General features: G+C 51.4%; 17 protein-coding genes and 1 tRNA gene. 11 read left to right on the plus strand and 7 right to left on the minus strand.

Annotated features, from left to right (window positions below):
• The first annotated feature begins 63 nt into the window (after positions 1 to 63).
• Positions 64 to 1,590 (plus strand): DNA methyltransferase, encoded by a 1,527-nt coding sequence (locus tag J1836_RS14675; RefSeq protein ID WP_207251899.1) that lies wholly within the window; start codon positions 64 to 66, stop codon positions 1,588 to 1,590.
• 8 nt (positions 1,591 to 1,598) lie between these two features.
• Here the strand turns inward: J1836_RS14675 and J1836_RS14680 are convergent, their stop codons facing one another.
• Positions 1,599 to 2,843, minus strand: a complete 1,245-nt coding sequence (locus J1836_RS14680) for an ISL3 family transposase (RefSeq protein ID WP_207249679.1) — start codon at positions 2,841 to 2,843, stop codon at positions 1,599 to 1,601.
• A gap of 34 nt (positions 2,844 to 2,877) precedes the next feature.
• Here J1836_RS14680 and J1836_RS14685 point away from each other — a divergent pair, with 34 nt between their 5' ends.
• Entirely contained in the window at positions 2,878 to 3,987 is a 1,110-nt protein-coding gene (locus J1836_RS14685) for a type IIL restriction-modification enzyme MmeI (protein ID WP_207251900.1), read from the plus strand.
• 4 nt (positions 3,988 to 3,991) lie between these two features.
• On the opposite strand, the gene tnpC (J1836_RS14690) is transcribed toward J1836_RS14685, so the two are convergent.
• Positions 3,992 to 5,569 (minus strand): IS66 family transposase, encoded by a 1,578-nt coding sequence (gene tnpC / locus J1836_RS14690; RefSeq protein WP_242632653.1) that lies wholly within the window; start codon positions 5,567 to 5,569, stop codon positions 3,992 to 3,994.
• A gap of 27 nt (positions 5,570 to 5,596) precedes the next feature.
• Here tnpC (J1836_RS14690) and J1836_RS14695 point away from each other — a divergent pair, with 27 nt between their 5' ends.
• Together J1836_RS14695 and J1836_RS14700 are read left to right on the plus strand one after the other, a co-directional pair.
• Positions 5,597 to 5,824, plus strand: a complete 228-nt coding sequence (locus tag J1836_RS14695; RefSeq protein ID WP_207251901.1) for a type IIL restriction-modification enzyme MmeI — start codon at positions 5,597 to 5,599, stop codon at positions 5,822 to 5,824.
• Positions 5,821 to 6,657, plus strand: a complete 837-nt coding sequence (locus J1836_RS14700) for a hypothetical protein (protein WP_207251902.1) — start codon at positions 5,821 to 5,823, stop codon at positions 6,655 to 6,657. Before J1836_RS14695 ends, J1836_RS14700 begins: the two co-directional genes overlap by 4 nt.
• A gap of 15 nt (positions 6,658 to 6,672) precedes the next feature.
• Here the strand turns inward: J1836_RS14700 and tnpC (J1836_RS14705) are convergent, their stop codons facing one another.
• Complete coding sequence (tnpC, locus tag J1836_RS14705) at positions 6,673 to 8,250, minus strand: IS66 family transposase (protein WP_242632653.1); 1,578 nt, start codon at positions 8,248 to 8,250, stop codon at positions 6,673 to 6,675.
• Positions 8,251 to 8,366: 116 nt separating this feature from the next.
• Here tnpC (J1836_RS14705) and J1836_RS14710 point away from each other — a divergent pair, with 116 nt between their 5' ends.
• Positions 8,367 to 9,152, plus strand: a complete 786-nt coding sequence (locus J1836_RS14710) for a type IV toxin-antitoxin system AbiEi family antitoxin domain-containing protein (protein ID WP_207251903.1) — start codon at positions 8,367 to 8,369, stop codon at positions 9,150 to 9,152.
• Positions 9,133 to 10,041: a nucleotidyl transferase AbiEii/AbiGii toxin family protein gene (locus tag J1836_RS14715; RefSeq protein ID WP_278189502.1), complete on the plus strand. Its 909-nt coding sequence runs from the start codon at positions 9,133 to 9,135 to the stop codon at positions 10,039 to 10,041. The genes J1836_RS14710 and J1836_RS14715 overlap by 20 nt, the downstream gene beginning before the upstream one ends.
• A gap of 16 nt (positions 10,042 to 10,057) precedes the next feature.
• Here J1836_RS14715 and J1836_RS14720 read toward each other — a convergent pair whose 3' ends face one another.
• From J1836_RS14720 to J1836_RS14735, 4 genes are all read right to left on the minus strand, one after another.
• Positions 10,058 to 10,378, minus strand: a complete 321-nt coding sequence (locus J1836_RS14720) for an Hpt domain-containing protein (RefSeq protein ID WP_207251905.1) — start codon at positions 10,376 to 10,378, stop codon at positions 10,058 to 10,060.
• On the minus strand, positions 10,359 to 12,671 hold the full coding sequence (locus tag J1836_RS14725; RefSeq protein ID WP_242632864.1) for a response regulator: 2,313 nt from the start codon (positions 12,669 to 12,671) through the stop codon (positions 10,359 to 10,361). The genes J1836_RS14720 and J1836_RS14725 overlap by 20 nt, the downstream gene beginning before the upstream one ends.
• Positions 12,672 to 12,719: 48 nt before the next feature.
• Positions 12,720 to 13,565, minus strand: coding sequence for an ethylbenzene dehydrogenase-related protein (locus J1836_RS14730; RefSeq protein ID WP_207251907.1), 846 nt, complete (start codon positions 13,563 to 13,565; stop codon positions 12,720 to 12,722).
• A 160-nt stretch (positions 13,566 to 13,725) separates the two neighbouring features.
• Positions 13,726 to 13,813 (minus strand) — tRNA-Ser (locus tag J1836_RS14735).
• Positions 13,814 to 14,042: 229 nt separating this feature from the next.
• Here J1836_RS14735 and J1836_RS14740 point away from each other — a divergent pair.
• The 5 genes from J1836_RS14740 (at position 14,043) to J1836_RS14760 (ending at position 19,257) form a co-directional block, all read left to right on the plus strand.
• Positions 14,043 to 15,068: a PilN domain-containing protein gene (locus J1836_RS14740; protein WP_207251908.1), complete on the plus strand. Its 1,026-nt coding sequence runs from the start codon at positions 14,043 to 14,045 to the stop codon at positions 15,066 to 15,068.
• Entirely contained in the window at positions 15,058 to 15,666 is a 609-nt protein-coding gene (gspM, locus tag J1836_RS14745; RefSeq protein WP_207251909.1) for a type II secretion system protein GspM, read from the plus strand. The genes J1836_RS14740 and gspM overlap by 11 nt, the downstream gene beginning before the upstream one ends.
• Positions 15,650 to 16,453, plus strand: coding sequence for a hypothetical protein (locus J1836_RS14750; RefSeq protein ID WP_207251910.1), 804 nt, complete (start codon positions 15,650 to 15,652; stop codon positions 16,451 to 16,453). The genes gspM and J1836_RS14750 overlap by 17 nt, the downstream gene beginning before the upstream one ends.
• A gap of 127 nt (positions 16,454 to 16,580) precedes the next feature.
• Entirely contained in the window at positions 16,581 to 18,869 is a 2,289-nt protein-coding gene (gene gspD / locus J1836_RS14755; RefSeq protein ID WP_207251911.1) for a type II secretion system secretin GspD, read from the plus strand.
• Positions 18,859 to 19,257, plus strand: a complete 399-nt coding sequence (locus J1836_RS14760) for a hypothetical protein (RefSeq protein ID WP_207251912.1) — start codon at positions 18,859 to 18,861, stop codon at positions 19,255 to 19,257. The genes gspD and J1836_RS14760 overlap by 11 nt, the downstream gene beginning before the upstream one ends.
• The last annotated feature ends 143 nt before the right edge of the window (positions 19,258 to 19,400 follow it).

The raw sequence follows: 19,400 nt of genomic DNA on the forward strand, positions 1-19,400 counted from the left end.
TAATATTTCGTACCGAGTGAGAGTGGGTGGGTATAATTTGTCTTTTGGTTAAGATTTACCGCCATGACTGTACGCCTGCACCACAATGAAATCCGCAATCGCTCCCATGCCTTCGTGCAGAAATGGCGTGCGGAAAGCCGCGAAGAGGCGGAAGCCAAGTCTTTTTGGGATGCGTTTTTCAGTGTGTTCGGCATTGAGCGCAAGGATGTGGCAGTATTCGAGTGGTCGGTTGCCAAGCTGGATGCGCGGCACGGTTTCATCGACTTGTTTTGGAAGGGCGTGTTGCTGGTCGAGCATAAATCACGCGGCAAGTCGTTGGATAAAGCCGAGTCACAAGCCTTCGAGTATTACCTTGGCTTGCCGGAAAAGGAAAAGCCTAACTTTGTGCTGCTGTCGGATTTTGCCACGTTCCGCCTCTACGATTTGCGCCGTAAGCAGGAATACAGCTTTGCGATTGAGGCGCTGCCGGAACACATTCACCTGTTCGATTTTATGTCCGGTTTGCAGCATTACGGTGATGTGGCGGCGGAAACTACGCTTAATATCCAAGCGGCGGAATTGCTGGGTAGTTTGCACGATGCGCTGGCGGATTCGGGTTACAGCGGGCATGAGCTGGAAATTTTTCTGGTACGGATTTTGTTCTGTTTGTTTGCGGAAGATACGGGGATTTTTCCGCATCACCTGTTCATCAACTACCTGCTGAATTTCACGGTGGAAGACGGTTCGGATACCGAGATGCACTTGAGCAAATTGTTTCAGGTGATGGATACGCCGTTCAATAAACGCAGCAAAAACCTGACAGCGGAGTTGAATGAGTTCCCGTATGTGAATGGGCATTTGTTCCGTGAGCGCTTGGATATGCCGTCGTTTGATGCGGCAATGCGCGATGTGTTGCTGGATGGGGCGCATTTTGATTGGAGCAGCATTTCGCCCGCGATTTTTGGTTCGTTATTCCAGTCGATTATGGATAAGGATGCGCGGCGCAATTTGGGGGCGCATTACACCAGCGAAACGCATATTTTGCGGCTGATTAAACCGTTGTTTTTGGATGCGTTGTGGGCGGAATTTCGGGCAATCCAGCAAGGCGGCAACCGTGACAAGCGCAAGAAATTGGCGGCATTTCAGCAGCGGCTGACAGCGTTGCAGTTCTTTGATCCGGCGTGTGGCTGTGGTAACTTCCTGATCATTACTTACCGTGAATTGCGGCGGCTGGAATTGGCGGTGCTGCGAGCACAACACGGCGACAAGCTCGACACCACGCACCTTGGGTTGGACATTACCGTTGAGCCGACCATCAAGCTGGAGCATTTCCACGGCATCGAGATTGAGGAATGGCCTGCGCGTATCGCCGAAGTTGCCATGTGGTTGACGCAGCACCAGATGAACCGTGAATTTGCCCGCCAGTTTGGGCGCGAACCGGATTTGTTGCCACTGAAAACGGCGGCGCATATCACCATCGGCAATTCCTTGCACCTCGATTGGAACAGCGTGGTAGCGCGTGACTCCCTCTCCCACATCATCGGCAACCCGCCGTTTATTGGGAAGAATTTCCGGCTCTTTGGGAATTCCCGTGGAAGCCACCAGATGTAGTGTTAGCCTCATGCTGGTTGCTTCCTTGAAAATGCCAGATCCACCTGAATGTGTTGGAAGAAACGCTTCACATCCAACAACCCATAGCAGCGGCGCTTGATGACTTTCAGCTTGTTGTTCATGCCTTCGACAAAACCGGAGGTGTTGCGATCTTCAAAGTAGTTGGTGATGCCATCCTGCCATGTTTCCAGCAAGTTGAGGAATTTGTCAAAACAGGCCAGCCCTGATGCTTTAACCTTGGCCTTCCAGTCTTGTAGTTGTTGTTGGGCTTGTGCCTTGGTTTGTTCCTGTTCAAATAGCAGGTTCAGTTCATGACGCAGTAGCCAAGCATCTTTCAACTCAGGGGCGAGTAGCAGAAATTCTTCCAGTTGCCCACGCTGTTCTGCGGTCAATGACCAGTAGTGGTGACGGAACAGCCAGAGTGTCCCCTTACAGGTAGCGTAGGTATCTGCCGAAAGTGTTTGTTTGAGTTCCTGCAAGGTCTGCTTACGGAAATTGTCCACCTCCCGGTTGTAGTATTGTGCGACATGGAAACGGTCTACCACGATAGCGACCTTGGGCAAGGTTTCCCGGACGGCATTGGCAAAACCCTCGTTCATGTCACAACATGCCCCGCACACGGTGGTTTGCAGGTGTTCAGGAATGCTGCGCAGGAAGGCAGCTACCGTTTCTTTGAGACGGTCAGGCAACACAGCCAACACCTGCGGACGGTCATGATCATCCAGTGAGCTGATAATCGCGGCATAGTGCTTATGGCCTTTTTTCAGGGCGATTTCATCAATGCCCAAGGTGCGTAATTGCTTAAAACCAGACCAATCCACTTGGGTGCTGACACGACGTTTCAGCACCCCTTCCACCTCACCATAGCTGACACCACAGCGGCGGCTGACATCCATGACGGTGGAATTGCCCAACATCTTCAACAGCCAGTCCTCAAAAGCACGGGTATGCGGGCTGCGTGGGTCATACCATTCCAGCGTCTGGGTAGTGGTCGGGTCACCTTCGCAATGGCGGCAGCGGTAACGTTTGGGGCGGATTTCAATCCAGACATCACGCCCCAGAATCGGCAAATGGCGCAAACGGATCGGTCGGTCGTAGCCATGGAATTCGGTAATCTTGTGCCCACAGCAACGACACTTCGTGAATGAAAGGCTACTTTCCACTTCCAGAATGAAATTGCCCTGTGCGTCATGGGAACTCGACTGTAAACGGACGTTGGGGAGATCAAGCGGGATTTGCAGGCTACTGTTCATGGGGGATCCTCGCTAGGGGTGCTCGGTTTTCCTCATGATACTACATGTTGTGGCTTCCACGGGAATTCCCAAAGAGCCGAATTTCCGCACGGCGGAACAGAATGAGGATATGGATAAGCTGTTCAGCGTGGTGAAAAACCACAAATCGCTGGATTACGTCACCTGCTGGTTTTACAAAGCCGCGCAGTTCATCCAAGGGACGCGCATCACCGTAGCGTTTGTCTCCACCAATTCGATTACGCAAGGCGAACAGGTTGCACCGTTATGGCAACCGCTGCTGAATCAGGGTATCCACTTGCATTTTGCGCACCGCACTTTTGCATGGGATTCAGAAGCACGCGGCAAGGCGGCTGTGCATGTGGTCATTGTGGGGTTTGCTGATTTTGATACGGATGGCAAACGCATTTTCGATTACCTGAATATCAAGGGCGAACCTGTCGAAATCGCCGCAAATAACGTCAATCCTTATCTGATCGACGCTCCCGATATAGTGGTTGATAATCGGACAAAACCTCTGTGTAACGTGTCTGAAATTGTGTACGGCAATAAGCCTGTTGATGGTGGGTTTTTGCTGCTATCGCCTGACGAAAAAACCGAATTATTAGCAAAAGAACCACTCGCTGCGAAATGGTTAAAACCACTGCTTGGTGCAGAAGAATTCATTAACGGAAAGGAGCGTTGGTGTTTATGGTTAGTAGGCATTCAGCCTCATGAATTACGAGCACTGCCAGAAGTCATGAAGCGAGTGGAACAAGTGAAAGCGTTTCGCTTGGCAAGTAGCAAAGCTCAAACGAGAGATAAGGCAAGTGCAGCAGCGTTTTTTGTAGAAAATCGTCAACCTCAAGGTGACTATATTTTAGTGCCACGGGTATCTTCTGAGCGCCGTGACTATGTTCCGATGGGATTTTTTGACCACAACACCATTTCTACCGACTTGAATAATATGATCCCCAATGCAACGCTCTATGAGTTTGGAGTGCTGGAATCGAAAATGAACATGGTTTGGCTTGCGGTGGTTGGTGGAAAAATGAAAAGCGATTACCGTTATTCTGCCAAGCTGGTTTACAACAATTTCCCGTGGCCTGATGCCGACGACAAGCACCGCCAAAAAGTCGAGGTGGCGGCGCAAGCGGTGTTGGAGTAATTGATCACATCCCCACCCCTTGCGGTAAAGCGGGCAGGGCAAAGCCAGCGCGGGCAGCGGTAATAACACTGGCAAGATAAGCCAAGGCAGACTGTCCACGTTTGCGGCAAGTACCGATGATGCTGGCCAGCATGGCAAACGCACGGCTCCCCGTAGCACTCTTTGTGCCATGGTTGGTTTTGCGCAGGATCACCCAATGGCGCAACGCCCGCTCAGCCTCATTATTGGTCAAGGGAAGCCACGGGTGGTCAAGGATTCGGAAAATGGCATCCCAATCATTGATGAACTCTTTCGCCAGTGCCGCCGTCTTGTCATGGGCAGATACGGCATGGATCAAGCATAATGCCCTGAATTCCAGGAGTTTTGCCTGATGGCGTTGACGGATCACGTCGGTTTGCGTCCCCACCGTGCCGCCTGCTGCCCGCCAAGCGTAAATGTCGTCCTGTAATACCCTCAGCCAAGCGAGGGTGAAGTTGCCAAACGTCCGCCCGTCTTTGTCCAGTGATTCTGCCAGCCCACGGGCTTTGCGGATCAGGTGCGCCCAGCAACGCAAGCGTTTGGGGTGGTGGCGGTAAGCGGCATAGCCATCACTCATCAGCCAGCCCCCAAAGTGGGGGCTAATCACGTTGTCGAGCATTTCAATGGTGCGCTGCCCTACGTAGAAACAAACGCTGAGGGTGGTGACGAATGTCCATAGCCACAGGGCTTCGCCACGCTCTTTCCAAGAGGTTTCATCAATATACAGCACCCCGCCGTCAGCGGTGGCTTCTGCCAACAGCCCTTCCACCAAGGCATCTTCCAATGGAGAAGCACTCGCGGCTGCTTCCTCAAAACATTGCTGCAACACCCCGACACTTAGGGGAATGCCCAACACCTCCCGCAACAGTTCTTGTGTGCCACGCAGTGACAAGCGTGAGCGCAGCCGTAGGTGGACAATAAGTGCCGCCAGATTGCCCCCAATCAGCCGCCACTCGCCCACATCAACCTCCGGGTATAACGGGTCGGGAGCTTGGCGATGCGGGATATGGCGGCTCACATGACCGCAGGTGCATACGCTATCGTGAAGGTGGTGGCGGGTGGTGATGACGGTCAGTCCGGGGTTCCCATCCGTGCCAAACTGGATGTCCACACTGTCATAGGCGGTATAAATACGGGAGACAGCCGCATCCAGGGACCTGCCACAGGCTTCACATCGGCTGGGGTAATGGTGTTCGTCTGCATTGATGGGCGGATGCCATACCCGACCATAACCCGGTGCGCCGGGTTGTTTACCCGCTTTGCGTTTGGCTGGTTGGGCTGGCTTTGTGCCCGCCACAGCTTCTGGTTCCGGGGTTGGCTTTCCTCTGGCTGCACCCACCCCTTCTGTTTCGGGCAAAGCCACCGTTTTGGGTGACGTTTCCCACGGGAAACCGCTGCTGGGTGGTTTGGAGGAGTTGTTGGAGTTTTGGTTGATCTGTTCCCGCGCTTCTTTCAGGTCATGCAACAACTTGGTCGACAGGTGCAGCAGTTCCTCCGGCGTGAGCTTGGCAAGGTACTGGCTGTTAAGCTGTTTGAGGCTGTGGTCTTTCAGTTGTTGGGTCATCGGGGGAGTGTCGCAAATTTAGTGCGTTTGGGTAAGGGGGGACTGTTCAGTTACGTGTTGGATGCGCGGAAGAAGTATCCCGATTCGACGCTGGCGGATTTGTATGACCCGCGTTCCATGCCGCCCGATTTGGTCAAAGCACACAAGGCACTGGATAAAGCGGTGGAACAGGCGTATCGGAAGGAGAAGTTCGTGGATGATATGGAGCGGTTGGGGTTTTTGTTTGAAAGGTATCAGGAGCTGGCTAAATCATGAATTTATTTGTAAGTGAAAAAGAGGCTTTAGCTAATGCACAAAAAACCTTAGATGGTCTTGCTCCATATCATTGTCCGATTTACATATTTGACGAGAAAGGTGTGCCACAGCAAATTGGAACTTCTGTGTTAATAGATGTTTTTGGTCACAAGTTTCTAGTTTCGGCTGCGCATGTCTATGATGAAACGCATAATAGGGATTTGTGCATAACTTTTCGAAATAAATTCATCCCTCTTCGAGGAGATATAATTGAGTCTAATTCAAATGGGAATAGGGGGAGTGATAGAATTGATTTAGCTCTATTGGAAGTGAGCGAGGATTTCGAGGCGTATTTGGCAGACTACAAAGCTGTTTCATTCGATAGCATTGATTACAATCATATTTGTTCTTCTTTGCATGATTATATGGTAGTTGGTTTTCCAGCAAGTAAGAATGGGCTTAGATATGGAACAAACTCTGTGAAAAGAAAAATATATGGGTATGCTGGAAAAATGGCTGATGCTGGTGTCTTTGATAAGATGTTTATCAGTCCAATGTCGCATGTTATCGTGAACTTCAGAAAAAACAAGCTTATGTCGTTAGATAAAAATTTTGTTACATTCCCTGATCCTTATGGAATTAGTGGCGGCGGTATATGGTTGATTGAAAATATTAGTTTTAATCGCAGGCTGAAGATAAGAGAGCCAAAGTTAGTTGCTATTGGTATTGAGTGGAAAAAACATCATAAGTGCTTATTAGGTGTGGGAGTAGCAACAATAATTGAGATGCTCAAGACTCATACGAATATTATTCCAATACAGGGGATAGTGACGAATCTAATTTGTGTGAGCTGATTTTGTCGTAATTGATCACATCCCCACCCCTTGCGGTAAAGCGGGCAGGGCAAAGCCAGCGCGGGCAGCGGTAATAACACTGGCAAGATAAGCCAAGGCAGACTGTCCACGTTTGCGGCAAGTACCGATGATGCTGGCCAGCATGGCAAACGCACGGCTCCCCGTAGCACTCTTTGTGCCATGGTTGGTTTTGCGCAGGATCACCCAATGGCGCAACGCCCGCTCAGCCTCATTATTGGTCAAGGGAAGCCACGGGTGGTCAAGGATTCGGAAAATGGCATCCCAATCATTGATGAACTCTTTCGCCAGTGCCGCCGTCTTGTCATGGGCAGATACGGCATGGATCAAGCATAATGCCCTGAATTCCAGGAGTTTTGCCTGATGGCGTTGACGGATCACGTCGGTTTGCGTCCCCACCGTGCCGCCTGCTGCCCGCCAAGCGTAAATGTCGTCCTGTAATACCCTCAGCCAAGCGAGGGTGAAGTTGCCAAACGTCCGCCCGTCTTTGTCCAGTGATTCTGCCAGCCCACGGGCTTTGCGGATCAGGTGCGCCCAGCAACGCAAGCGTTTGGGGTGGTGGCGGTAAGCGGCATAGCCATCACTCATCAGCCAGCCCCCAAAGTGGGGGCTAATCACGTTGTCGAGCATTTCAATGGTGCGCTGCCCTACGTAGAAACAAACGCTGAGGGTGGTGACGAATGTCCATAGCCACAGGGCTTCGCCACGCTCTTTCCAAGAGGTTTCATCAATATACAGCACCCCGCCGTCAGCGGTGGCTTCTGCCAACAGCCCTTCCACCAAGGCATCTTCCAATGGAGAAGCACTCGCGGCTGCTTCCTCAAAACATTGCTGCAACACCCCGACACTTAGGGGAATGCCCAACACCTCCCGCAACAGTTCTTGTGTGCCACGCAGTGACAAGCGTGAGCGCAGCCGTAGGTGGACAATAAGTGCCGCCAGATTGCCCCCAATCAGCCGCCACTCGCCCACATCAACCTCCGGGTATAACGGGTCGGGAGCTTGGCGATGCGGGATATGGCGGCTCACATGACCGCAGGTGCATACGCTATCGTGAAGGTGGTGGCGGGTGGTGATGACGGTCAGTCCGGGGTTCCCATCCGTGCCAAACTGGATGTCCACACTGTCATAGGCGGTATAAATACGGGAGACAGCCGCATCCAGGGACCTGCCACAGGCTTCACATCGGCTGGGGTAATGGTGTTCGTCTGCATTGATGGGCGGATGCCATACCCGACCATAACCCGGTGCGCCGGGTTGTTTACCCGCTTTGCGTTTGGCTGGTTGGGCTGGCTTTGTGCCCGCCACAGCTTCTGGTTCCGGGGTTGGCTTTCCTCTGGCTGCACCCACCCCTTCTGTTTCGGGCAAAGCCACCGTTTTGGGTGACGTTTCCCACGGGAAACCGCTGCTGGGTGGTTTGGAGGAGTTGTTGGAGTTTTGGTTGATCTGTTCCCGCGCTTCTTTCAGGTCATGCAACAACTTGGTCGACAGGTGCAGCAGTTCCTCCGGCGTGAGCTTGGCAAGGTACTGGCTGTTAAGCTGTTTGAGGCTGTGGTCTTTCAGTTGTTGGGTCATCGGGGGAGTGTCGCAAATTTAGTGCGTTTGGGTAAGGGGGGACTGTTCAGTTACATTTTGTCTATATTTTGTGAGAATGGTTGGTTTGTATATGATTTTTATTGCATACTTGAGATATGCAAATTGAGAGTCACATAAACCAAAAGCTTTCCCTGCCCGATGGTCTGGTAGTAGATCGCCCGTGGCTACAACGCAAAGGTTTTACCCGTTCTAGTATTGATTACTTCATCCGTTCTGGTAAGTTGCAAAGCGTTGGACGTGGCGCATACCGCCGATCGGGGCCACCGCTCAAATGGCAACATTTCGTCTATTCCTTACAAGAACAAGGCTACCCAATCCATGTGGGTGGGCGTTCTGCGCTGGATCTGCAAGGTTTTGCCCACTACCTGCCATTGGGTGGCATCCAGACCATCGACCTCTACGGCATCAGCAAATTACCTACTTGGTTGCAGGAAGTGCAAATAACACCCCATTTCAAGGTGGGCGGAACGGCTGCTTTTAGTCATCTGCCAGAACAAGCCCTGACAACCCAGCCATTCGGTCACTGGGATTGGCTGTTACATTTTTCCACTCCTGAATTAGCCTTGTTTGAGTTGCTTGCCCAAGTGCGGGATGAAGCAGATTTTTCATTGCTGGACAAATATTTCGAGTCATCCCCGACTTTGCGCCCGGATTTGCTCAATGCATTGCTGCAAACCTGTGGCAGCATCAAAGCCAAACGCCTATTTTTATGGTTTGCCACGCGCCATCACCACCCTTGGTATTCCAGCCTTGCAATTGACGGGGTAAACCTTGGCAGCGGCAAGCGCATGATTATCGCTGGGGGCGTGTTGGACAAGACCTATCAAATAACCGTGCCCCGCCGCATGATTGAGGATCAAGATGCACCCGACTTTTTCTGAACAAGTGCGGTTACTGGTGACAGCCATGCCCTACGTCGCTCAAGAAACGTGCTTTGCGCTCAAAGGTGGCTCGGCGATTAACCTATTTTTACGCAACCTGCCGCGCCTTTCCGTTGACCTTGATTTGGTGTATTTGCCAATAGAAGATCGTGAAACCAGCCTGACTAATATTGATGCTGCGATGCGTCGCATTGCAGCCCGCATTCGGCAAGCAATGGTAGGTTCTAGCGTTGCCGAAACGTTGTTACCTAAAACCAAGCAGTGCATACGGCTTCAGGTGATGCAGCACAATACTTCGATCAAGATTGAGGTTTCTCCTGTCATGCGCGGCACTTTAAACCCAATAAGTGCCAGTGTTTTATCAGCAGCAACACAGGTAGAATTTGGTTTTGCTCGTATGAACTTGCTGCACTTTACTGATATTTACGCTGGGAAACTCTGCGCCGCACTTGATCGACAACATCCCCGCGATCTGTTCGACGTGCATTTCCTATTGGAAAACGAAGGCATCACGCCCGCGTTGAAAGATACTTTCCTCGTCTACCTGATCAGTTCCAATCGCCCGATGGCGGAACTGCTTGCCCCCAATCGCCATGACATCAAAGCCTTGTACGCCGCCGAATTTGTGGGGATGACCAACGAACACGTTCCGCTGGAACAATTGCTGGATGCCCGCGAACGCATGATTGCCACCCTGCATGAGCGACTAACGGATCGGGATCGTGAATTCTTGCTGTCAGTCAAACGTGGCAAGCCGGAATGGAGTTTATGTGCATTGCCAAATGCGGCAAATTTGCCAGCAGTACGTTGGAAGCTGCACAATCTGGCAGCGATGAAACTTGCCCAACACAAACAGGCGCTGGCGAAATTGGAGCAGGTGCTACTGTAACTTTATCCTTCTTTCGCTAAATTGTTTGCAATGCTGCTAGTGTTGCAGGATAAATCCCCTCCAACTCCTCCAGTAACGCACTGATTCCCGCAGCATCCCCGCATTCACCCTTGTGCTGCAAAGTCTTGCAAATCTCCGCCATCTGTTCTGCGCCCAAACTCACGCACGAGCCTTTCAGCTTGTGTGCCGCTTGCGCCATAGCGGGCAAGTTACCTGCACTGGCGTGTTGGCGAATCTCGACCAACAGCGGTGGGGTGGTGCTACCGAACATTTGTATAAGGCGCGGCAAGATCACCGCCGGTAAGTGTTGCAGGGCTTCAGGCGCTAACAGTTTCATTAAGATTTTCCTGAATGGTGACAGAGGGGAATGGCGCACTGCACCAACGTTCTAACACGGCTTCGACCGCTTCGGGTAATACGGGCTTGCTGATGTAATCGTTCATGCCCGCTGCTAAACAGTTTTGTTTGTCGCCGTCCATCGCGTTAGCGGTCATGGCGACAATGATCGGTTGACGGTCGGGTGGGAAGTCGGCGCGGATGCGGCGGGTGGCTTCCAGCCCGTCCATTTCTGGCATTTGCATATCCATAAAAATTACGTCGTAAGCCTTTTTGCGTAAGGCTTCCAGCGCTTGCTTACCGTCTTCGGCGATGTCGGCTTTGTAGGCAATTTCATCCAAAATGGACGTGGCGACAATCTGGTTAATTGGGTTGTCTTCCGCCAGCAAGATGGTGAGGGGTAGGCGTTCGCCCAATTTGAGTTTGGATTCTTGGGGGCGAGCGGTGACGAGGTTGAGTTTGCCCAATACGGTCATCAAGCTGTCAAACAAACGGCTGCGCGTAATCGGTTTGGTGAGGTACAAATTGAACAGTTCGCGCACGATTTCTTTGGGATGCGGGTCATTCGGCGGCGCAATCAAGATCAGAGGGAAGGCTTGCTTGCTGTAACGGCTGCGCACGTATTTGGCAAAATCGAGTGCGGAGGCATTCGGTAAGTTGCTGTCGATTAAACCAATATCATAGACGTGTCCAGCGGCGATGCGGGCAATTGCTGCGCTGCTGGAGGTGCAGGCTTCGGTGGTCGCGCCCCAGCCGAAGCAAAAGTCTTGCAGGGCTTGTTGATTCGCGGGGTTGTTTTCGACAATCAGGATGCGTTTGCCAATGATTTCGGGAATATCGGGGTAGAGGAACGGTTTGAGCTTGCCTTCCGCTTTGCGGGTTTTGACGGTGAAATGGAAATGGCTGCCTACGCCGACGGTGCTTTCTGCCCAGATCGTGCCTGCCATCATATTGACCAAACGGCGCGAAATGGCAAGCCCTAAGCCCGTGCCTTCGTTACGGTTGGTGAGCGCATTATCGGCTTGGCTGAACTGCTCAAAGATACTGTCCAAACGATCCGCCGGAATACCTGCGCCGGTATCATTAATCTGGAATTCGAGTTCGTACTCATCGCCTTGATGGCTGCGCGACAGCACGAACACCGTAATTTCGCCTTTATCGGTAAATTTGATGGCATTGCCCAGCAAGTTGGTGAGAATTTGCCGCAAGCGCACCATGTCGCCTTCGATGAACAGCGGGATGGAAGGTTCCACGGCGTAGGCTAATTCCAGATTTTTCTCGAGCGCTTTGGAGGTGAGCAGGTTGAGCACGTCTTCGATACACGCCCGCAGTTCCACGGGTTCGCGTTTGAGGTCGAGTTTGCCCGCTTCGATTTTGGAAAAGTCCAGCACGTCGTTGATAACAGTGAGCAAGTGTTCGCCGCTGAGGTAGATGCTTTCGACGAAATCGGTTTGCTTTTTGCTCATCGGCGTATTCATCAGCAAGCGTGTCATGCCGATCACGCCATTCATGGGGGTGCGAATTTCGTGGCTCATGGTGGCGAGGAAACGCGCTTTGGTTTTGACGGCATCTTCGGCGACTTTTTGCGCGGTTTGTGCTGTTTGGGTCAGGTGTTGGAAACGGGTGGAAAAATACAAGCGGCTGATAATCAGCAAGATAATAATGCCTAATGTTCCCCACAAAGCGCGTTGTTTTAAATAGGTGAGTTGTGCCGCCATCTGTGCGGTGCTGGCATCGGTGCTTTGGATGGATGCCAGAATGGTGTCGCCAATTTGCTGTCCAAGTTGATTGTCGATTTTTTCAATGTCCGCCATCAAGATTTTGGCATGATTGGCAGTATCGCGGGCATCAACTGCGAGTTGGTGCCAATGCGCGGGGGGTAAGCCTTCCAACTCCGTACTAAGGTTGGACATGATCCCCACGGCTTCTTCGTAGTTTGCTTTTAACTCTGGACGGTTTTCAAGCGGCCAGATCGCTAACAGTTGTTCGCCTTGGTCTTGCAAGTCGTGGCTGAGCTTATGCAGCAGGGGGAGATTCGTCGGGGTACTGTTAGGGTCAAACGCAAATTTGAAAAATTCATCATTCAACTGGTCAAAAGTGGCACGTTGTTGGTCAATAGCCGATTCCAGTTCGATTTGGCGCACGAAGGCAGCATGAGATTGCTGCAACGAAGTATTCGATGCCAGCATACTTTGGCGTACTTGGTTGGATACATCGCTGAGATTAAACCACAGTAGTACAGCGATGATTCCCAGCAACGCAACAAGGAAGGTGCTGTCAATAATTTGCAGCAATCGTAAGTTATTGAAAAAGCGCATAATCAAAGGTTTTTCATTATTCTATTAAAATGCAAACGTCAGGGTATCGGACGTAAAGTGATGTTGGCTGCCATCGTGATCAAACACCGCGACTGCCCCCTTAACCGTACTGCCTAAGGTGAAGCGTACATCGTCTTCATGACCGGTATTGAGCTTGCGACGTTGTTCCAGATGCCAGTACCCGTCTTTCCACACCCCTTTAGCTTTGATGTCATCCACACCTTCGGGAAGTTTTTCCAACGGGGCGTATTTGGGCATGATGTCTTGCTGTTTTTTGAAATAGCGTTTGGTGGCATACGGTTCGCCGCCGAGATCGGTCGGGCGATTAATGTACAGGTTTGAACCATCCGGCAAGGTGGCTTTGTACGATTCGGTCATCGGCTGTTTGCTAATAATGGTGATTTTGTCATGGCTAATGCCAATCGGGTTGGTGCGTGCGGCTTTCCAGTTCCACATATCGGCGGTGAATTCTTTGCCGGAAAACCAATTCGCGTCGTAATCACCTTTCATCGCAAATTCCAGCGCGAAACGGTCTTCGAGTTGTGGCCCTTCGACGTATTTTTGTTGGGCTTCATCCCAGACACTGGGTTTATGCAGAATGTCTTGGGTGCTGTCTTCCCATGTGGTGTAGAAGAAGACTTCATCGCCGAAAATACCTGCTTTCAGCAAGACGGTTTTGGTGAGTTCAGGTTTACCGATGTAGGTGAGTTTTAGCGTCGTAGCAGTAATGTCTTGCCAGTCTTCGGCTGCACCGTCGAGTTGTGGCGCGGCTTTGAGTGTACCGATCTTGATTGTAGGTGTTTCAGCCTGTGCTAGGCTCAGTGCGCCGCATAGAATGAAAGCTGATGCCATCCGTAATGGGTGTCTCATGCGCTGTATCCCCGCTTATTTTTGAGTGTATTGGTAGCTGCGCGAACAATGTATTCTGTATGTTCCAGAATGGTATCAATAAAACTATTTAATTGGAATAAGTTATTTTTTCCAAAAAAAAGCCTCGTAAGTCGTTGACTATACGAGGCTTTTTAAAAAATGGCGGAAAAGGAGGGATTCGAACCCTCGATACGTTACCGTATACACACTTTCCAGGCGTGCTCCTTCGACCACTCGGACACTTTTCCGCAGGATTCTGACATTGGCAAAATCAAGGGCGCAATCCTAACGCAGCAGCAGGTACTTGTAAACCGCCGTGGCAAACTTTTGTAGTAATTACACGGGTGTAGGGTGGCAATGTACAGTTAGTCGGTTAAAGTTCGACACTAATCCGGTGCTGGGCTAGCATGGCAATTGGGGTTTTCAACAAAAAATAATAATAAAGCCATGTCATTTACTGCAAAATTTCAAACATTCATGCGTTGGTGGGGAGAAGGCTTATACAACGGTCTGCCGAACCCTGCACGTAAATTATTCCGTACCGAATTGCCGCGTTTGCTGTTGCAAGTGCAGGATGAACGCACCTTAGAAGCCGCGTGGTTGCAAGACGGCAAGAAGCAAACCTGTGGCAGAATCAACTTGCAAGACACCGATACGTCCCTGAGCAATTTGCTGCCCAAACACGCGCAACGCAAGCCGTACCAAGTCGAATTGTGCTTAGGGAAGGCGCAAGTGTTGGCGTTACAGCATTACTTTCCCGAAGCCGTGAAAGACAATCTCCAACAGGTATTGAGTTATCAGTTGGATCGCTTAACGCCGTTTACGGCAGACAATGCCTTGTTTGATGCCCGCGTGGCGCAACACGATAAAGGGCGCAAAGAAATTCTCGCGGATATTGTTGTCGTGCCGAAATTGGTGGTGGAGCGTTTAAGCCGTCAGTTAAGCGAGTTGGGCATTGGGCTGATTCAAATCGTTTCCGTTGCAGGGGCGCATCCCGATATTAATTTATTGGCAAAGCAATCGGGGGCGACAACGCAACAATGGTCGCGTGTACCGCTGTACTTTTTTCTTGGCGCATTGGCGTTATCGTTAGCGATTCCCTTGGGTTACAAATACCGTCGCGTCGATCAAATCGACACCGCCTTGGCAGAAGTGCGCAAGTCGTCAGCAGAACAATTGTCGATTCGCGAAAAGTTGGTTGAAGCAGAAGACGCGCTGAAATTCATCGAAGACAAACGCAACACGATGCCAATGGCGTTGGATGTGGTGGAAAAATTATCCGCTCTAATTCCCGATCATACGTGGTTGGAGCGCTTGGGCATTCAAGGCGGCAAGCTGGAAATTCGCGGCGAATCAGCGAAAGCCCTGACGTTGATTGACAGTTTGGAAGAAGCGCCCGAATTTGCCGATGTGCGTTTCAAATCCCCCGTCACCCGCAATAAAGACAATGGGCGTGACCGTTTCCATATTGAAGCCTCATTGGAGGTGTCTAATGCTGAATAATGCGTCGTTACGGCAACATCACACCTTGCTGGCGTGGGGGTTGCTGGTGTTAGCTTTGGTGCTGGGGGTGTTTCTGATCATTATCCCCACGGTGCAAAAATCCTTGGAATTGACTGAAAAGGTTGAAACGGGCTACCAACAACTCTCACGTTTCCGGCAAATTGCCAATGCCACGCCGGAATTCATGGCGGAATACGAGCGCGTGCAACAAAACGGGCTGGATAAGCTGTTTTACCCCGCAGGCATGACCTCGGCACAAGTCGCTAAGGAATTGCAAAAAAACCTCTCCACCGTGATTACTCGCGACAATGGCGTATTGGTTAGCTCAGAAGTACTGGATGAGCAACAAACGGCAGAGGAAGGGCAAGAAAAGTCAGTTTACCAACGTGTTATGGTGAAGGCTGTGTTCCAAAGCAGCCCTGCGTTATTGCGTGAAGTCTTGCATCAGGCGTATCGAGCGCGTCCGTTAATGTTTGTGGAAAGTTTAGACGTGAAGCCTTTGGATGGTGAAGAAGGCAAAGATCAAGTGGTCAAAGCTGAAGTACAGATTTCAACGTACTGGCGTGGTGGGGAGGTGCAACATGAAACAGTGGATTAACCCGCCGATACAAGCATTCTTGTGGCTAAGTGGTTTGGTCTTGTGCGCGTTGACCGGTTGGAGTTTTTTCAACTTACAACTCTTGGAAGAACAACAAAAGCATCCGTCAGACAATATTAGTGTGAAAATTCCTGATGCCAGTGCCTTGGATGCTCCCGACTTAAACAATTATCCACAAATAGTCAGCACACCGCTGTTTTGGGAAGGGCGTAAAGCTATCGAACCGGAACCCATTGCTGCCGCCCCTGTTGCGCCAGTCGTACCCGTGGATACAACCTTACCGGAAGGGCGTTTGATTGGCATTATCGATATGGGCGCAAGCCTGTTTGCCATCATGGAAAACGCTGCGGGTGGCAGTGTGCATTTGCGCAAAGGCGATAAATGGGGCGCGTGGGATGTGACGGGAATTGACCCTGACCGTTTGCTGCTAGGGATAGGGGATCAGGAACAAGTGATTCCGCTAGTGGCTGATTTCACCGCTCCACAAGAAAGCCCACAAGTGGCGCAAGCCCGTGTTGTGCAACAGCAGGCAGCACAACAACAAGCGGCAATGCGTGCTGCTCCTCCTGTCGCCCAGCCAATGGCTGCACCACCGGTAGCTATGGCACAAGCCGCTGGCAGTGTCCCCGCTGGCGCTGGTTTGCCGTTTCCCGCCGATACCGAGAAGCAGCCGCCCGCCTTGTCTGTTAATGATGCGCTGGAAGCACGTCAGCGTTTAATGGCTTCACGTTGGGGTGGCTTAACCGGAGAAGGGCAGGAACAAGCGCCACCCAATACGGGAAGATAGGCAGTCTTTATCCGATAAGCTGTACTTTTTATTAAAATGATAAACCATTAGTATAGTTAAAACAGAACTCGGTGGCGTGTGTCAGCTTGGGTCATACAATAAAAATAAAAACAAATGGGGTTAGCTTGTGAAATACAAGGGCAGCATTGTAGGGCTGGTCAGTGTGGCGGTACTTATGTCCGCTTGCACATCAATAAAAGGCAGTCCAGGTTATCGCAGTAACATCAAAAACAACAGTGGTTTTCAACGCAGCGACGCGGTGCGCGAATTAGCGCCCAGCGCGGTGGGTTTATCGCGTCCGGTCTTGCGCCCTGCGGATACCGGCAGTGTGCAGACTGTCGGTTATCGTGAAGAAAACCGCAATACACCGGCTTGGGATGCGATGCCATCGGGTTCAAACAGTGCGAACAAATCCAGTAAGCAAGGCGATGTGGAGCTAATCCTCGGCAACCACGATTATTACCGTTCCGATGTGAAACGTCCTGACGTGGCGAATAAAGCCAGCAAAGGCGCAGGCATTGCCCTGAACTTCGAGCGTGCCAGCATCCGCGAAGTGGTTAAGGTCGTGTTGGGCGACATCCTCAAAGAAACCTACACCGTCGAACCGGGGGTAGAGGGCGAAGTCACCATCAATTCCACCGACCCGATTGAACGCGATGCACTGATTCCGACCTTGGAATCCTTGCTGCAAACCCAAGGGGCGGTGCTCTACAAAGACGATACTGGGAATTATCGCGTGGCGGCACGCGCAAATCTGAAAGGGCGCGGCTTTATGCCGTCTACAGGTTCAATTAAGCCGGGTTACAGTATGCAGGTAGTAACATTACGTTACATACCGGTTGCCGAAATGCAGAAAATCCTCGAACCGCTAGCTAGCCCGGATGCGTTTGTGCGGGTTGATCCGAACCGCAATATGTTGGTATTGGCAGGCACAAGCTCCGAGCTGGCGAACTTAATGGCGACGATCAAGACGTTTGACGTGGATGTATTGAAAGGCATGTCGGTTGGTTTGTACCGTGTTAAAAACGTGGAAGCGGGCGTGGTGGCGAAAAACCTCGATGCATTGTTCGGCGAAAGCGGCAATAGCCCAATGGCAGGCATGATCAAAATCATGCCGATTGAGCACATGAATAGCATCATGATCATTTCCGCCAATGCCGATTACCTCAAGGATATGAAGGACTGGGTAGACCGTTTCGACCAGGTAAGTCCGACGGCTGGGCAGCAACTGTTTGTTTACCAAGTGCAAAACGGCGATTCTGAACACTTGGCCGATATGCTCAACCAGATTTTTGGCGGCAAGAAAAGCAGCAGTAAAAAGAGTGGCTTACCGGGTAGTAATGCCTCAAGCCTTGCGCCGGGTTTAGAGCCTGCCAGCGTGGGGGCGGATGGTCAGCCCGTGGCAGCAGCGGCTGAACCGGCTAAAACCATGTTGGGTGGTACAGGTGATACGGGCGGCGAAGGGTTGAGCATTAACCCCGATGCGGAAGTACGCATTGTCTCCGATAAGACCAACAATTCTTTGATGATTATGTGTGCTGAAGATACTTACAAGCAGATTCAGGAATCGCTGAAACGTTTGGATGTGATGCCGATGCAGGTGCAGGTGGAAGCCTCGATCATGGAAGTGACCTTGACTGACGGGCTGGAATACGGCTTGCAATGGTACTTCAAGAACAATGGCAATGCGTTCGGGGCGAATGGTGTGGGCGGTTTAGGGGCTAATGCCAATGGCTATACGACACCGGGCGGTTTCTCGTTCTCGGCGACCTTGGGAGCGGAACGGGTGATGGGTGCGGTCAATGCCTTGGCGCGGGAATCCAAAGTACGCGTGTTGTCTTCACCGTCGGTGTTGGTGTTGGATAATCAAACGGCATCCATCAAAGTGGGTGATCAGCAACCTGTCTTTACGGGGAGCTTGTCTACCGCCAGTGGTAGTGCTTCAGGGCTGACCACGGCGACGACGGTGCAGTACAAAGATACCGGGGTTTCTTTGCAGGTAACGCCGCACGTTAATGCCAACGGGCTGGTAAAAATGGACATCCAGCAAGACATTACCGACGTGGGCGAAGTGGATTCTGCCACCGGCAATCGCAGCTTCTTGCAACGTAACATCAAGAGCAACGTCGCGGTGAAAAGCGGTGAAACGGTGGTGTTGGGCGGTTTGATTCGCGATAACAATACGGAAGGGCGCAATGGCGTACCCGGTTTGAGCAAGTTACCTGTGATTGGCGGCGCATTCAGCGGCACGAGCAAAGGCGGCAAGCGCACCGAATTGTTGGTCATGATTACGCCGACGGCGATTACCAGCCAGCGCGATTTGGTGAAAACCGGCGAGGAAATGCGCGAGCGCATGAAAAGTCTGATGGATGGGGATAAATTCCTCCCACAATTGAAGGGGCAATATGTTGAATAGAAATACCGTGAGTGTGCTGCTGGCAGGTGCGCTGCTGGCAGCGTGCAGCCCAGCCGAAACCGTGCTGAAAGACCACGCCCAACAACGTTGGGATGCGCTGATCAGCGGTGATGTCGAAAGGGCATACGTGTATTACACCGATGCGTTTAAAGCCACCACAACCCCCGAAGCCTTTCGCCGTAAAGCGTCAGGCACAGGGTTGTGGAACAAAGCGCAGGTGAAACAGGTTCAGTGCGACGCCTCCGGCAAGCGCTGTCAGGTCGATGTGGATGTTACGGTTTCGATGAAAATGCGCGGACTGAGCACGCCGGTAGAAACCAGCGATGTTGTGCACGAAACATGGGTCAAGGATGGCTGGTTTTCGGACTGGCGGTACGTAAAACAGTAAATGTGGTGATCAAAATAATTTATGTATTACGTATAATGGTCTGGTCATCCCCAGTCACTTTTGGGTCTGGGAACAAATAGATTTAAAACAGTAAATCTTTCAATACTCCGTCAACAATATAAAAGATAGAACCAGGAGGCACG

The organism is Thiothrix fructosivorans (assembly GCF_017349355.1).
Taxonomy (GTDB): domain Bacteria; phylum Pseudomonadota; class Gammaproteobacteria; order Thiotrichales; family Thiotrichaceae; genus Thiothrix; species Thiothrix fructosivorans.